Annotated in this window: 15 protein-coding genes; 2 read left to right on the forward strand and 13 right to left on the reverse strand. The window is 24.1% G+C overall.

The genetic code is table 11. From position 1 onward, the window contains the following. Window positions 1–188: 188 nt before the first annotated feature. Window positions 189–404: a hypothetical protein gene (locus E6771_RS15440; protein WP_316092233.1), complete on the reverse strand. Its 216-nt coding sequence runs from the start codon at window positions 402–404 to the stop codon at window positions 189–191. A 287-nt stretch (window positions 405–691) separates the two neighbouring features. On the opposite strand from E6771_RS15440, the gene E6771_RS15445 reads away from it, so the two are divergent. After that, window positions 692–1,939 (forward strand): PIN-like domain-containing protein, encoded by a 1,248-nt coding sequence (locus E6771_RS15445; protein ID WP_316092234.1) that lies wholly within the window; start codon window positions 692–694, stop codon window positions 1,937–1,939. 255 nt (window positions 1,940–2,194) lie between these two features. Here E6771_RS15445 and tenpIN read toward each other — a convergent pair whose 3' ends face one another. Both tenpIN and E6771_RS15455 read right to left on the reverse strand, forming a co-directional pair. Next, window positions 2,195–2,650 carry a type III toxin-antitoxin system TenpIN family toxin gene (gene tenpIN / locus E6771_RS15450; RefSeq protein ID WP_316092235.1) on the reverse strand — a complete coding sequence of 152 codons (456 nt, stop codon included), beginning with the start codon at window positions 2,648–2,650 and terminating at the stop codon, window positions 2,195–2,197. Between the two features lie 512 nt (window positions 2,651–3,162). Continuing rightward, on the reverse strand, window positions 3,163–3,588 hold the full coding sequence (locus tag E6771_RS15455) for a DUF6530 family protein (RefSeq protein ID WP_316092236.1): 426 nt from the start codon (window positions 3,586–3,588) through the stop codon (window positions 3,163–3,165). Between the two features lie 208 nt (window positions 3,589–3,796). Here E6771_RS15455 and E6771_RS15460 point away from each other — a divergent pair, with 208 nt between their 5' ends. After that, window positions 3,797–7,312, forward strand: a complete 3,516-nt coding sequence (locus E6771_RS15460) for a hypothetical protein (RefSeq protein ID WP_316092237.1) — start codon at window positions 3,797–3,799, stop codon at window positions 7,310–7,312. 153 nt (window positions 7,313–7,465) lie between these two features. On the opposite strand, the gene E6771_RS15465 is transcribed toward E6771_RS15460, so the two are convergent. The 10 genes from E6771_RS15465 to E6771_RS15510 form a co-directional block, all read right to left on the reverse strand. Further along, window positions 7,466–7,987, reverse strand: coding sequence for a hypothetical protein (locus E6771_RS15465; RefSeq protein ID WP_316092238.1), 522 nt, complete (start codon window positions 7,985–7,987; stop codon window positions 7,466–7,468). An 88-nt stretch (window positions 7,988–8,075) separates the two neighbouring features. Further along, window positions 8,076–9,902 carry an ATP-binding protein gene (locus tag E6771_RS15470; RefSeq protein ID WP_316092247.1) on the reverse strand — a complete coding sequence of 609 codons (1,827 nt, stop codon included), beginning with the start codon at window positions 9,900–9,902 and terminating at the stop codon, window positions 8,076–8,078. Beyond that, window positions 9,886–10,953 carry an SIR2 family protein gene (locus E6771_RS15475; RefSeq protein WP_316092239.1) on the reverse strand — a complete coding sequence of 356 codons (1,068 nt, stop codon included), beginning with the start codon at window positions 10,951–10,953 and terminating at the stop codon, window positions 9,886–9,888. The genes E6771_RS15470 and E6771_RS15475 overlap by 17 nt, the downstream gene beginning before the upstream one ends. A gap of 149 nt (window positions 10,954–11,102) precedes the next feature. Then, window positions 11,103–11,630 carry an LPD25 domain-containing protein gene (locus E6771_RS15480; protein ID WP_316092240.1) on the reverse strand — a complete coding sequence of 176 codons (528 nt, stop codon included), beginning with the start codon at window positions 11,628–11,630 and terminating at the stop codon, window positions 11,103–11,105. Then, a complete protein-coding gene (locus tag E6771_RS15485; protein ID WP_316092241.1) occupies window positions 11,620–12,015 on the reverse strand; it encodes a zincin-like metallopeptidase domain-containing protein in 396 nt (131 codons plus the stop codon). Before E6771_RS15485 ends, E6771_RS15480 begins: the two co-directional genes overlap by 11 nt. 109 nt (window positions 12,016–12,124) lie before the next feature. Then, entirely contained in the window at window positions 12,125–12,367 is a 243-nt protein-coding gene (locus tag E6771_RS15490; RefSeq protein WP_316092242.1) for an ArdC family protein, read from the reverse strand. Continuing rightward, entirely contained in the window at window positions 12,354–12,497 is a 144-nt protein-coding gene (locus E6771_RS15495) for a hypothetical protein (RefSeq protein WP_316092243.1), read from the reverse strand. Before E6771_RS15495 ends, E6771_RS15490 begins: the two co-directional genes overlap by 14 nt. A 14-nt stretch (window positions 12,498–12,511) precedes the next feature. Next, complete coding sequence (locus E6771_RS15500; RefSeq protein ID WP_316092244.1) at window positions 12,512–14,863, reverse strand: hypothetical protein; 2,352 nt, start codon at window positions 14,861–14,863, stop codon at window positions 12,512–12,514. A gap of 21 nt (window positions 14,864–14,884) precedes the next feature. Beyond that, window positions 14,885–15,379: a hypothetical protein gene (locus tag E6771_RS15505; protein WP_316092245.1), complete on the reverse strand. Its 495-nt coding sequence runs from the start codon at window positions 15,377–15,379 to the stop codon at window positions 14,885–14,887. 304 nt (window positions 15,380–15,683) lie between these two features. After that, window positions 15,684–16,294: DNA topoisomerase (locus E6771_RS15510; protein WP_316092246.1), on the reverse strand; the 611-nt coding region annotated here is incomplete at its 5' end.

Here is a 16,294-nt window from a genome sequence, read left to right on the forward strand (position 1 = left end):
TTGTGATACTCTTTTTTAGGATAGAAATTTTCTAAAAGCACTTTTTATACCTTTTCAACTTTTCAGAGCTAGTTTTCATTTTAAATTAACAGATTCTCTTATTTCTAGTAAAAATTTAAGATTTTATATTTTTTCTTCAAGAATAAATTAATGCATAAATTTTTTTAAAATTAACTACTGAAGATAAATTATTTTTTGAGCATTCCAAAATGAATGAAAGCTTCTTTTATATCTTTCATTTTATTTTCAGGACAAGGATTAGTTTTTACATTTTCATCATATCTTCTATGTGAAATTTTTACTTTTATTCCTGATAATTCTTTCATATGAGCAATCCAACAAGTCTTTACAGAATAATCATATTTATTTTTAACATATTGTTGTATTTCTTTATAAGTAACCATTAATATTCCTCCAGTATTAATTATTGTATTGAAGTAAAAAAACATACTTCCAAAAAATTAAAACGAAATAATAATTCAAATAACCTTTTTATCCTGGAGAATAAAGTATATTAAAATATATATTATAATTCTATCATTTATGACAAGTAAATTCAATGAATAAATAGGGGTTTTAGATATAGATAATAAAGTCCGATAAAATATTTAAATAAGAAAAACATGATTTTGACAGGAATATATTTATATGGTAATATGATACTGTTCTAGTTCATATAGGGGAGGATTTTATGAAAAAAAAGTATGAGAATTTAGTCAATACTTTTAAAAATGTTGAAAGATATTCAGATGAAATTTCAGATGAACATTTTAAAACTTCTAAAATTGTATTTGATACAAATATTTTATTAGATATTTATTTATATCCTGAAAAAGATAGAAAAAAGATTTTTAATTTATTGAAGAGAATAGAAATAAAAGAAAGATTATTTATGCCATATCAAGTTTTATTTGAATTTTCTAAAAATAGAAATAAAATGATAAAAAAATTAGAAAAATATAAGAATGGAATAGGCTGTGAAGATAATAAAAATGGAGAAGTAATTGACAAAATAATAAAATTTTCACAAGAAGGAATATCCAAAACAGAAAAAATAACTTGGAATAGGATTGATCTATTAGGAAGAGATAATTTAGATTGTTTAAATAAAAATGAAAATATAGTAAAAAAATTAGATACATGTTTTGAATCCTACAAAGAAAAAATTAAAGTAATACATAAAGAAGTGGAAGAAGAAATAAAAGATATATTTAAAGGGGTTGAAAAAGAAGATATTAGTTTAGAGAATGACCCTATTTTAAAAGAACTATTCAAAATATTTGAAAATAAAATAGGAGAAGAATGTACAGCTGAAAATTATATTTCTATTCAAATGGAAGGATTGAAAAGAATCACTAGAAATGTTCCTTTTCCTGGAAGTGAGGATTTAAAAACAAAGAAAGATAACGAATTTGGAGATTTTTTTATCTGGAAAGAAATAAAAAGCATTAATGATAATGTAATTTTTGTATCAGAAGAGAAAAAAGAAGATTGGATAGAGAAGACAATCCCTAATACATTAAAAATTGCTTTAAAAGAAGAGCATAAAGAAGCTACATCTAAAGAAATATATCTTATTAGATTTAAAGATTTTATAGATAAAGCTTCTGAAATATATGAAATTCCTGAAAAAGATAGAATCGAAGTTAGTGATTTTCCAGAACAGCCAGTTTATATATCAAAAGCAGGAGCTGTAATAATGTCATCATTTAATCATTTAAGCCATGAAGGAAAATCAAAATATTTAAAAATTTTAGATAAAACAATTAAGGGAGAACCATTATTAAAAAATGAATTAGATTTCATTAGATTTACAATCTTAGAATTTCACATTATAATGTTTACTGAACTTAGTAAAGATGAGCAACTATGCATAGTAAATGTTTTAAAAAATATAGAGGAAAAAATAGGTTTGCCATTAGGTGATGATATTTTTTAATTACTTGTCATAATATTGATATTAATATATATATGACAAGTAATTAAAATGAAAAAAAAGAAAATAAAATTATAGTATTGATTTTACAGTAAAAAATACTTGTCACTTTTCTTTTATGACAAGTATTAATAAAATAGAGCTGTCTATAAATATGTCATTTGTTTTTTATCTTTTTAATTATAGGACTAAATATGTGCAATAAAAAACAGCCCTTTTTAAAGCTGTCTTATCATCAGTTAAAATTTCTTTCAATAATTAGATCCCTAATTCATTATGATAATTTTGTAGTGTTGAATATTGGCAAATATCTTGCTCTACTAAACTTCCTTTTCCTTGTGATACTATTTTATAAGCCTTTTTATATTTTTTTATGTATTTTAAAAATCCTTTTTTTATCAAATGTTCTTTTCCTATAATCATTAGGTATTCAGTTTTTCGGATTTTTACTAATGTCTTTTCTAAATATCTATTTTTATCTGTTATTATAACAGCTTTACTATAATCAATTCCACAATTATCTCCTTCTGGAGAATATCCAGTAAAGAAATAATCATTGTGATCTATATGAGATCTAAGCGGTATTGCAAATTCAACCCCATCAATAATTAATTGATACATAAAATAAGGACGATTTTGTTTTATCATAATTTCTTTTAAATTTTGATAATCAGAATAAAAATCTGCTGTTAATATATAAAAAAGCTTATTCAATTTTTTTAAATCCTCCCTAAAAAAAAATAACTCTTTCTCAAGAGTTATTCTATCATAATTTTCTTCTAATTGGAAATTTCTTTATATTAACCTCCACGCTTTCCTACGTGGATATCTTCTACCTTGGAAATTTCTTTATATTAACCTCCACACTTTCCTATGTGGATATCTTCTTAAGACTATTATACTCCAATATAAAATAATCGTCAAGTTTTTTTTACCCATTTGTATTACAAGTTATAATACAATTTATTCTTCCCTTTCTTTTCTTGGTCTCCCTGTTGTTTTTAAACCTTGTTCATCTTTTAAAGGGGTAGCTCCGATTTTTGTGGCTTTTTTCCCAAAATATTAAACTACCTCAATAAAATCAAGGCTTAGATTAACACTAATATAGCTTTTCACACTAAAAGAGGATTTTTTCTTCCTCTATTTTTTTCAGCTTTAATCTACATCTACAATATTCTATTTTCATGAAACCCTAATAGCTGGAAGAATTTTTAAATTATTATTTTTTATAATTGATTTATAACTTTTTTTAAGTCTTCAATTCTTTCATTTAGATATTTACTATCATAATTTTTGAAAATAGTTTTAAATTCTTCTACTTTTTTTAAATCTTCAAAATCTATATTTAAACTAATATCATTTTGCGAAAGTGTGTTTTCTTTAAAATTTCCATTTAACAATAATTTTGTTTTTAAAATTAGAAGAGCTAAATCCAAAACTCTATTTAAAGGAAGCTCTTCAGATTGTCTAGACCATTTTTTACCACTTTCTGAATACCTCCATACTTTTGCTGAAATATCTCTATTATTATATTGAGCAAATCCTAAAGAAAGACCTTTTGCATCGGAATTATTAACATTTGAACCATCAATTTTATCATAACCCTCTAGAACTACAACTGGTTCATGAGCTAAATGCCTTGGTATTTTCATAATTAAACCTCCTAAAATAATTAAATCAACTTTTATATGTTAAATTATATTTTATTGGATTTAGTAAGTCAAGTACTTTTACTAAATTTAGTAAAAGTACTAAAATTTATTTGATATTTTCTCTCTCTAGAAAGTTTTGAAAGAATTCTTTTTTATGCTATACTTAACTTGAAGTGGATTAAATTAATTGATTATTAAAAGGAGATATATGATTAAATTTTATGACCTAAGCCCTGTAAATGATATTACTTTGGATATTTATAAGGAAGCAATAAGTTATAGTTTAAAAAATAACAATATAAAAAATATAGCAATTTCTGGAAGCTATGGTGCTGGAAAAAGTAGTGTTCTTGAAAGTTATAAAAATCAAGAAAAGGATAAAAAATTTCTTCATATCTCCTTAACTTATTTTAAGGAATTAGATGATAAAGAAGATAAAAATCAAATACTAAATATAAATACTTTAGAATCAAAAATTTTAAATCAATTAATACACCAAATTTCAGTTGATAAAATACCTCAAACTTGCTTTAAAGTAAAAAGAAAAACATTATTTTATAATATTTATTTTTATAAATGGAAATCCTTTATATTAAAAGATCTTCCTTGTTTAATTCTTTCAACTACTAATATTTTTAGATTCTCAAGTTTTATAGGTTTGTCATTTTTGTTGGGAATTTTTATTTATAAAGCATTAAAAGTTCAAAAAACTAAAAATGTTTTTAAGAAATTAAATCTCAATGGAAATGAAATAGAAATAGCAGAAGACAGTAATGAATCTTTTTTTGATAAATATTTAAATGAAGTTCTTTATTTATTTGAAGAAGCCAATGTTGATGTAATTGTATTTGAAGATATAGATCGCTATGGTATGGGAGAAATCTTTGGAAGATTAAGAGAAATTAACACTTTAGTGAATAACCGTCTAAAACCTGAAGGTAAAATTTTAAAATTTTTATACCTATTAAAAGATGACACTTTTACATCAAAAGACCGAACTAAGTTTTTTGATTTTATAATTCCAATTATCCCAGTAATAGATAGTTCTAACTCATATAATAAGATTTTAGAATTATTTGGAAAGGAATATTCGGAAAAATTAGATAAATATTTTTTACAAGATATTTCTTTATATATCGATGATATGCGTTTATTAAAAAATGTTTATAATGAATTTAAAATTTATTATGAAAGACTTAAAATTATAGAAATAAATTGTAATAAAATGCTTGGAATTATAATATATAAGAATCTTTTTCCAAAAGATTTTTCTGAGTTACAATTAAATCAAGGTTTTGTCTATAATCTATTTGTTAAAAAAGATGAATTTATAAATAATGAAATTATAAATCTTAATAAAGAAATAAATCAATTTAAAGAAAAAATAGAAAGTATCCGATCTGAACATTTAATAAGAATTGAAGAATTGGATTTTATAAAAAATAATTTGAATTCTCTTAAAATAAATAATAGAAGAGAATGGATGGATAACTATATAGTAAGAAAAGAAACTATTGATAGTTATAAAGAGTCAAGAATATCAAAACTTCAAAATCAAATATCTGAAATTGAAAAGTTTAAAAATACATTATTAAACAAAAGTTTAAAAGAAATTATAACTAGTAAAAATATTAATACTATTTTCGAAATAGAAGTTAAAAATGAACTGAATAATATTAAGAAATTTGATGATGTAAAAACTAACACATACTTTAAATTATTAAAATATTTAATAAGAAGTGGCTACTTGGATAATACTTATTCTGATTATATGACATATTTCTATGAAAACAGTTTATCAAAAGAAGATAAAATTTTCTTACGTTGTGTATTAGATAGAGAGAAAAAAGAATACAATTATAATTTGAAAAATCCTGGTTTAGTTCTTGAAAGATTAAAAGAAAATGACTTTGAAGAGATAGAGTCTTTAAACTTTAATTTGTTGGAAAATTTATTAGAAAATGATAAAGAAAAAAATAAATTAGTTATTCTTCTTACACAATTGAAAAAAACAAAAAACTTTGATTTTATCCGAAAATTTTTTAATTTAGATATAAAAAGTAAATTATTGGTTAAAAATTTAAATTCTATTTGGAAAGAATTTTTTAAAGAATTAATAGAAGAAAAAGAATTCTCAAAGGAAGAAGAACATTATTATTCAATACTTACTCTTTATACATCTGATAAAAATCTATTAAATGATATTAATATAAGCAACATCTTAAAAGAATATGTAGAAATGAAAGAAGACTATTTAGAAATTGAAAATCCTAATATAAATAAATTAATAGAAAAATTTAACGAGTTAGATATAAAATTTAAAAAAATAAATTATTCTCTTGCTAATAAAGAATTATTTAATGAAATATATAAAAATTCCATGTATGAATTAAACTTTTATAATATAAGTTTAATGTTAAAAGAAATATTGAGGATTACCTCAAATGATGAAATTAGTAAGAAAAACTATACTTGTATATATAATAATAGTTCTTCAGAATTATATAATTATGTTGAAGATAATATTAACTCATATATTGAAATTATTTTAGAAAATTGCAATTCTATTATAGAAGATGATGAACCTGTAGCATTAAAACTTTTAAATAATGAAAATATAGATGAAGAAAACAAAATAAAATATATTGAATTTTTAAGAACAATTATTTCTAGCATTACATCTATTGAATATATTCATCTTTGGGATAAACTACTCCAGAATGGAAAAATTTTATATTCAGAAGAAAATATAATTTTATATTTCAATGAAAAACAAAAATTAAGTGATACCTTAATAAATTTTATTAATTTAGAGAAAAAACCTCTTTCGTTTGAAAATATAAAAAATATTATCTCAGAAGAAATAGTTGAAAAGTTCTTTGATTATATCTTAATATGTAATAGTTTAAAAAACAGTATCTATAAAAATATAATTGGATCTTTTAAATGGCATTATGAAAGTGGAAATTTTCCTGAAAATATTTCTAAAGAAAAAATGAACATATTAATAAAATTAAAAATTATAAGAATGACTTCTAAAAATTTAGAAAAAATTAGAGAAAATTATAAAGATAACTTAAACTATTTTATCACATATAACATAGATCTATATTCTGAAACTGTTTCAGAAAGCTTATTTTCTCAAGAAGAATTATTAATGATTTTATCAAATAGTGATATTGAAGAAAAAGTAAAATTAGAATTATTAAAACTTTCAAAGAATCCTATTTATATTACAAATATGGATTATTCATCTAATATTCAAGAATATATTTTAAAAAATAATTATGATAAAAAAGAATTTAAAAATCTGATAAAAGAATATAATCAATATGATAGCAGCATAAAAAATATTATATTTGAATTAGCTATTCCAAATATAAATAATGATTATTACATATTATTAGCTGCTTCTCCAGAATTAAGAAAAAGAATTTTTAGCTCCAATGAAATATCTAATGAGAAGAAATTAGATTTCTTAATAGCTTCATTAGAAGAAATGAATGAAAAAAAAGAAGTTCTAAAATATTTGAAATTTATGAATTTAAAAGAGTATAATGATATCTTTAAAAAAGATCTTACTCTTATAATTGCTAAAACAGCTTTTAATGAAAAGTTATTACAAAAGTTACAAGAAAAAGAATTTATTGATAATTTTAATGAAAAAGAAGAATTTTATGAAGTTTTAACTAAAAAAAGATACATAGAAAAATTTATAGATTAATTAGATCTTGTGCCAACTTTTTTGTCCTTTGGCACCAAATCTATAATTTTTTCAATAAAGTCAAGGGGTTACTCTCTATGAGTAACTCTTTTTTTAGAAAAGTATTTTTCAATGGAATTTGACCAGAAAAAAATTAATAAATTCTATTATAGTCTATATTTTTATTGTACTTTGTACATAAACTATTCCTTTTGCTATTACTATTCCATAAATGATTATTCTATTATAAAAAATTCTTTCTCTATATTTATTCTCTAACTTATCTTCACATTCCTTATAATGAAAAACTTCTACAAAAAACATAATTAACCAGCATAAAAATATTATATAAAAATTCTCTTTGTATATTGTAGCCTCCTGATAACTTTTTAAATAGTAAATTAGTATTCCAATTCTCAATAGATCTATACATTTGCTAAAAGTAAAAACACCAAAAAAATTAATCAAGGAAAGCCAAATTACAGTACTTCCTATAATTAGAATTAGCAATTGTGATATCTCTTTCATATAATTTAATATTAATAAGAAACTATAATTTCCTTTTGAAGGTAGAATTCCTAATTCATCAAATTTTAATATCTGAGCAAAAAAAGTAACAAGGTATAGCATAAATAAATATCTTAATGCTGGACTACTTAGATTTTCTTTTAAAATTTTTGTGACATCTATTTTCATAATCTCCCCTCCCCCATTTTTTTAATAATGTTCTTTATTTCTATTTTTTTATATCTATTTACGATTCTATAAGATTTTATAGATTTTCTTATTCTTTTTTCCAAACTTCTTCAAGATTAATATCATCACTATTAGGTCTTTCTTCTTTTTTACTTATATAATCTACTTGAATTATTTTAGGCAAATCAAATGCTGTTCCTGTTAATATACAAGCACCTTGTGGCAATGTTGGAATCATTTGTTTTGAGTTTCGATCTAAAGTTGAGATAACATTATCAATCAATCTTAAATCTTTATCATTGATCAATCGATGAATAAAAAAGTTATGAAATTGTGACATAATAGTCTCGGAAATATCTGCTGGTCTTTGACTTGCAACTGTTAAGAAAAAACCAAATTTTCTACCTTCTTTTATAATCTCTTCAAAAAGTTCTAATCTATAATCTTTCCATAATTCTGCTTCTCTATTTGATTGATTTGATAAAATATTATGAGCTTCATCAATTACTAAGTGAAAAGTCCCTTTTATTTCTCTGTTATTCTTTTTTTTATGAGCTTCAAAATATTCTTTTGCTAATAAAATTGGAAATAATTTTTTTATTTCTTGTCTACAATTTCTTAATGAAATTATTTTTATATTTTTACTCTCCTCTGTATTTTCTTCTGAATCTTCACTTATTTCAATTACTCTGTTTAAAATTTGAGAAGTTGCTTTTATTCTAGCTATCAATGGATTAATATTATCATATTGAACATAATTCAATAGTAGCCCTTTTATTAAATCAAGCCTTGCTCTTATTTCTACTTCTTCAAATGAGTTAATATTTTTACTTATTTCCAATGATTCTATATTTAAAATTTCTACAAACAATTCTACATTTTCAGGCTTGCCTGAATATATATAATCATTTATACGTTTTATTCGAAAACAAGAATTAAACCATTCTAATCTATTTAAATTTCCTGCATCTACTCCAATTATCTCTAAAATTTCTTTCATTAATTCTAGTGTTTCTCTCTTAGGATTTGTTGAATCAAACATTTTTTTATATATTATTTTTATATATTTTATCAAATTTTCTTTAGCATCTATATCGTCATTATAATTTTTTTTTCTGCCTTTTATTAAATTTTTTAAAAATGGTTTTTGAGTTTTTTCTGTTGCATGAAACAAAAGACTTAGAACTTCCTCATTCCAAAAACTACTTTTTTTTATTTTAAATTTGTCTCCTTCTTCTTCTTTCGTATTTAAATTATAAACTTTTTTATCTCTACTTAAAACATCAGTACCTATATATTCTCCATTAAAATCAATAAAAACAAAATCACTCTTACTTAAGGATAACTCTTTGTGATTCAGTAAAGTATCATATAGCCTTGTTAAAGTATTTGATTTTCCACTACCTGTATTTCCAAATATTCCCATATGAGAATTGAATATCTTCGTCCAAGGTAAGTCTATAGATAAATTATAGTGTAAATCTTTACCAATTTTAAAAGGGATTGTTTGAGCTCCTGTAGGTGCAATTATATTCCTTATACTTTCATCATCTAACATTTTAACCATATTATAAATAATAGGAGAAAATTTAACTCCAGATTTGAATTGGATATTTTCAATATATCCTATACACTTTGCATAAACATATCTTTCATATTTTTCCTTTTCACATTCTTTAATTTTATTTCTTGTTAATAAAATATCTCTTATCTCTTCTGATTCAATTTGACAAATAATGTCAATATCTCCTCTTATTATAGCTAAATATCCTCCATTTTTAATTCCTTCATATTCCTTTCCTTCATAAAAATATTTAAAGTCAGAAGATACATTAAACATTTTTATTATTACTTCATTTCCTTTAACACTCCAAACAGTACCTACTTGAAATTCAGTATTAATCATTTTTATCACTACCAAAAAGTTTTTTTATAAAATTTTCAAAATCAATCTTTCCATCATCTTGTGGTTTTATAAATTTTATTTTATCACTTTTAGAAATTTTTAAATTTTCTAAAAGTTCTTTTTCTTGGCTATATTGATAACAAAAAATATATATTTTCAATGTAGGATTATTCAATGCTCTTTTAACAAGGCTAGCTATATGTTCATCTGCAAAACTAAATCCAAATACAATCAAAATTGAATCATTTTTCTCTAATTCATAACTTAATTGTCTTAAATGTTGATAATAAAATTCTTGGTATACAGTTTCTTCAAATTTATTTTTTTCAGGAAATATTATAACAAAATTTTCTCTTAATTTATTTCTTATTCCTGCTATTTTCGAATCATATTTTTCTTCTATATCTGAATTAAGTGATGTTATTTCAAGATTTTTAAATATATCTTCACTTACATCTTTTTCGTTTTGTAAATAAGTAATGAGTATTTCATCTCTATCATCATTATAATTCCATGAAACAGAACCATGTATTTTAAAAAGATTTATGATAGGAATTTCTCTATCAAAATTATCAAAAATTCCTGTATGGAGAATTTTTTTATGATAATTTTTCATACTAAGTTTTTTAGTTATATTTCCTGATGATCCATCATTAAAATAAAATTCAACTTTACCAGTTAATTCATCTGCTGCCTTTTCAAAAAATAAATCATAATTTGTGGTAAAAATATTTATTCTTCTTGGCTTTTGATAACCTTCTCTTTGTAAAAAAAACAAAATTTTTTCAAGAAATTTCTTATAATTATTGAATACTTTTTTTCCATCTGTATCTAGTTTTTCTAAAAAACAATTTTTTATTATTTGATGATAATAATATGAATAAACCAAATCCAAAACTTTATTATCAGCTTTATATCTTTCCAATATATCTTCTACTGTTAATTCTTCATTTCTATCTTCAATCCAATTTGTTTTTAAGGTTGGAATTGCACCAACACTTGCCCCTGAACCTATTAAAAAATTAATATTTTTTCCATACATGTTTCCCATTAAATTCATAGAGTTCCTCCATATAAAAATAATTTTTTTACATTAAATTTTTTATTATTTTATTCCTCAATTATTTATTAATTTTTTTAAACAGTTTTCTATTTTATTATATCATAAAATTCAACTAAAAAAGACTACTATTTCTAGTAGTCTTCTTCTTATCTCTCATTTTCTGATTCTTTATCCTTATTTTTAGGTTTTGCCCAGGGATTTTTCTTTCCTGAAGCTTTTTCTTTTTCTACTTCCTGATCCTTACTCTTCAAGTATTTATTTTCTCTTTCTCTGAAGTCTTTCATTTTCTCTCCATATAGGACTTCTGACATTTCTGAATATTCATGAGCATTATCTCTTACATCTTTTACATACAGCATTAATCTATATTCCAGTCCATCTGAAACTTTTTGAGTATCTTTTCCAAATTCCAAATCTCCCAGATCTATTCTGATTTTTTCTTTTATACATTCTCCACCATAATAAAGACTGATTTTAGTTTTATCATATCCTGATTTCTCATTTGTTTCTCTTTCTTTATTTTTCTCTTTGTCATAGTCCATTAACTGTTTGATAAAATTATAGGCTTTTTCGCCCCTTAATGATGTTTCTTCAGCTAATCCAAAGTCATTTTCAGACCAATGGAAAATTACCTGTAGTTTATCTAGTGGCTTTGTTAAAGGTTTATTCTCCAATTTTTTCAGCCTCTATACAAGCTCTGAAAAGCTCGTGGTAATCTTCTTTTAATGCCCCTATCCAACTTTTTAAATAATTGCTGTGATCCTGAAAATGTTCTCCTTCTAATTTTATTCCCAAATCTCCTTGTAGAAATACTGATCCTAATTCTGCTATAAGCTCTTCTTTTGCATATTCAGGGCTTCCAAACATATGTCCCTTATCTCGATTAAGTCTGCTTTCATGCCCTGTACTATGGATCATTTCATGAAGTGCTGTAGATAAAAAAGATTCAGAATCTTTAAAACTTTCCCTTAATGGTAAAACTATTTCATCTTTTGATGGACTGTAGTATGCTTGTTCTTGTCCAACTTCTTTTATTGGACACATAGAAGCAGCTATCATATCTTCAGCTATTTCCAGTATTTGTCCTTTTTCTAATGGAAGTTTTTCTAATTCAGGAATTCCTGCTATTTGTTCAGCATTAAAAACTTTAAAATAATTTACTATAGGTTTATCTAGTTCTCAGCCATCTTGGATCTTTATATCCATTTTTAACTGCTGCCATACTAAGCCTAAATCTATTTCCACCTTTATAATAAACTTCTGAAACTGGATTTTGTGGGCGTACTGCCATTTTATCCCACAACTTTCTAGTTGCTACATACCCTTGTTCCATACTTTTTATAAGTTCATCTACAATTTCTTTTCTGTCCTCCATTACTATTTCAAAAGCGGACTTTTTATTTTTTTCCATCTTCAGCCCCTCCTTCAAGATCTGAAGGCTGAACTATTTCTCCTTCATCAGCAATTCCATATTCTACAATTATTTTTTTATTTTTCCATTTTTTATGCTCTTCAGTTGCTTGTTCAATTTTCTTATTCATAATTCCCCTCCATTTTATCTTTCATTTTCAGATTCTTTATCTTTACCTTTGCTTTTAGCCCAGGGATTTTTCTTCTCTGAAGATTTTTCTTTTTCTACTTCTTTTCCTTCTTGAAACTCTTTCTTTTCAGTTAATTTTCCTGAAATATCATAATATTCCCATGTTCCTATCTGCTTTGATTCTTCATCAAACTGTCCTCTTTCTACTATAGTTCCTTTTTCATCATGTTTTTCATATAGAGTTACTTCCTCTTTTTCATGATATATATCTTTTGTTCCATCTTTCAAATGATAAATCTTCATATATTCATCTTCTTTTGGAGCATACTCTATTCTTTGTACATCTTCATGCCCATTATATACATAATGAACATATCCTATTTCAGTTATTGCTGCTTCTTTTTTACTTTCCTCTGTTAATTTTCCATCAGTATACAACATCATTTTTTCTATATTTCCACTTTTATCATAAAAGTTCCAAGTATCCGTTATTTTCCCATTTTCATCATACTCTTTACTACTTTTAAGTTGCCCATTATCATAATTTTCAATTACTTTTTCTCCTGAATGATTTCTATCTATATCTTCTAAAATTATTCCTTCCTTAGAATACTTTTTGTAAGTTATCATTTCATTATTTTTCCATTCAATTTCCTCTTTTATAGTTCCTGGAAGTAATTGAGGATTTCCAAAAGAATCATCTTCAAGTTCTGGTGGATAATAACTAACTGATTTCCCATCTTGCTTTATAGCTTCACTTCCCATTTCTAATTTTTCTGATAAATTTAGTTCTTGTATATCATTACTTTTATGTCTTTTTTCAATTTCCATTAGCTTATAAACTGAATCCTCTGGACTTGCTCCAGTTGAATAGTATTGCCAAACAAATGTTTCTTTATCTTCTTGCTTTTCTTCCTTTGGTTTAAAAATAAAAGAATGTAATTTATTCATAAAGCTTTTTTCAAATTTTTCCTGATCATGATTTAATTTTCCTTTTTCATTATATATTTTTAGATTTTTTAATTTCTTTCCTTGCTCATAACTTTCTTCATATGATAAAACCCCATTTCTATGGTATGCCTTGTATTGTCCATCATAAAGTGAATCTACAGTTGTTAGTTCTCTTTCTAAATTTCCATTATCATAATATTCTTTTATACTTCCATACACATGATATTCTCCATTTTCATTAATACGAGAAAAGTTTTTTTCTTGCTGTAATATTCCTGATCTATAGTATTCTTTTTCTTCTCTAGTAGAAAGAAGTTTTCCTAATTCTGAATAATTATTTAAAATACTTTCTCCTGTTTTAGATGTATTTATTTCACTTTTCAATTGTCCTGATTCATAATATTCTTTTTTAACTACTCCATCTTCTTTTTTTTCACTGCTATAAAGAAGTTTCCCTAATTCTGAATAATTATTTAAAATAGTATTACCATTTTCAAAAATGATTATCTCTTTTTCTAATTTCCCTGATTTATAATATTCTTTTTCATTCTCTTCTTCTATATTGTGATTTCCATCTTTATAATAAGAGATTCTTCCTGTTTCTCTTATTAATTTATCTGCCTCATATTCAAAAACTTTTTGATTTAATTTTCCATTATCAAGTATTCTTTTATATGTGACATTTCCACTTTTATCATATTCTAAATCTACTGTATAAGTCCCTTTATCTTCAGAATTAAAAACTGCTTTTCTTTCTTTTTCTACTTCTCCTGAAATATAGTATTCCTTAATATTTTCTTTTTTTAAATCCCTAGAACTACGAAATCTATCAGTTTCACTTCTTAATTCGCCAGTTTCATAATATTCCTTAATACTCTCTGTTACATTATCCCCATCTATAATTGCCTCTCGCTCTTTTTCTAATTTGCCTGAAGCATAATAACGATTCTGTATTACTTTATTTTCTTCATATTTGTTTTCTTCTGAATACAGCAGCTCTCCCTCTTCAGAATAAACATTTTTTTTACTTCTTTTGTCATCAATATTTATTTCTTCTGAAGCAACTCTTTTATTATAATGATAAGTTTCTTTATAAAAACCTTTATACTCTTCTTGATCATTAAAATATTCCTTAGCTTTATCATTTATTTCATAATTTTCTTTTTCTAATAGTATTCCTTCTATATAGTGTTCTTTTTCTATTAGAGTTCCATCATCTTTATAATATAACCATTCATTCCCTTTTTGACCAGTTACATATTCTCCTTTAATTTTTAACTCTCCATTTTCAAAATATTCTCTATATTCTTCAATAGCTTCATAACCATCATATTCTTTAGTTAAGATCTTCTCTGATTTTAAAATCTTTTTTTCAAAATCATAGTATTCTTGATTTGTAATTGTTTTTTCTTCCATGACTTTATCCCCCTAGTTTATTTATTTGTCCCAACGTCTTTCTCCTGTTTTAAGAATTTTTATATTTGCTCCTTTTACTAATGAAGTTCTTCCAAACCTGTCAAATTCTATTGTTAATACTACTTCCTTTCCATTCTTATACCAAATAATATTGGGATAGTTGTTTTCTATAGTTATCGTTTCTTCTCTTTTAATTTTTATTTTTTTAAAAAACTTTATATCTACACTTGTAAAGCTTGGACAATTATAATATGTATATTCTGTTATATTCTCTTTATCTGTTTGTTTCCAATTTTCTACCATTATAAACTTAGTCATTGGAACTTGAGCTAATACATTTTTTTGCATTTCTCCATTTGAAATCTCTATTATATGTTGATAAGCTGAATTTCTTATATACATTTCTAAGCCTCTATATTCATAAGCTAATAAGGAAAATTCATATCTTGACAAGGATATCTTTTTCCCACACAAAGAAATTTCTAGTATTTCTTTAACTTTATCTAAAAGTTTCATAGTTATTCCCTTTCATATTTTTTGACTTTTTGGGTAAATGTGATATAATTAAGTTGAAAGACCCTTAGGGGCACTCGATAAGTATGAATCTCTGATGAGTTTGGCTCTCACTTTGTGAGAGCTTTTCTCATATATATCAAGAGGTCAGAGACTTGGTATATAGAGAAATACTTATCGAGGAGGTACTATTATGTACATCTATATTCACTCACTTTCAATTCATGGAGGGATTGCAATTGCTTTCTTCATTGTTGTTTGGTGGTGGTATAAGAACAAATAGTAGCCTCAGCCCCTTTGGGGCTTTTTATTTTTTCTTCTTTTCAGGAAATCCATCTAGTTTTAGATTAGGATATTTCTTCCCATCTTTTTCTGTTATTTCCAGCTTCAGATATCCTTCAAATTTTTTATTCTCTTTTCCAGTAAGTGTAAATACAGCTTTTTTTCCACTTAACAATGATTTTGCCTTTGCTTTTGTAATTGTAAGTTCATCAGAAAATCTCTTAGTCTTTTTCCATAGCTTAAAGTCACAATTTTTGTAGTCACTACAATAAAAGTTTTTTTCTCCTTCATAAACTGGTTTTTTACATACAGGACACTCTCCAATTACTTCTTTTAACTCATTTTTATCTATTTTTTCAAGTTCTATATCTTTAGATATTATTCCTTTTAGTTCTTCTGCTGTCATATCTATAGCTTCTTCTACTTTTGCTTCTCCTTTATATATCTTTTTAAGTATTTTTGAAAATTCTACTGTTTTATCAGCATATAAATTAATTTCTAACTTATCTAGGTTTTCTATTAATTTTTCTCCAAGTGCTTCTATTGAGTAATTAGAAGCTTTTTGTGATATATATTCTCTTTTTTTACAAGTTTCAATAATTCCTGTACGAGTTGCTTCTGTTCCTATTTCAATTC

It is taken from the genome of Fusobacterium sp., assembly GCF_032477075.1.
Classification (GTDB): domain Bacteria; phylum Fusobacteriota; class Fusobacteriia; order Fusobacteriales; family Fusobacteriaceae; genus Fusobacterium_A.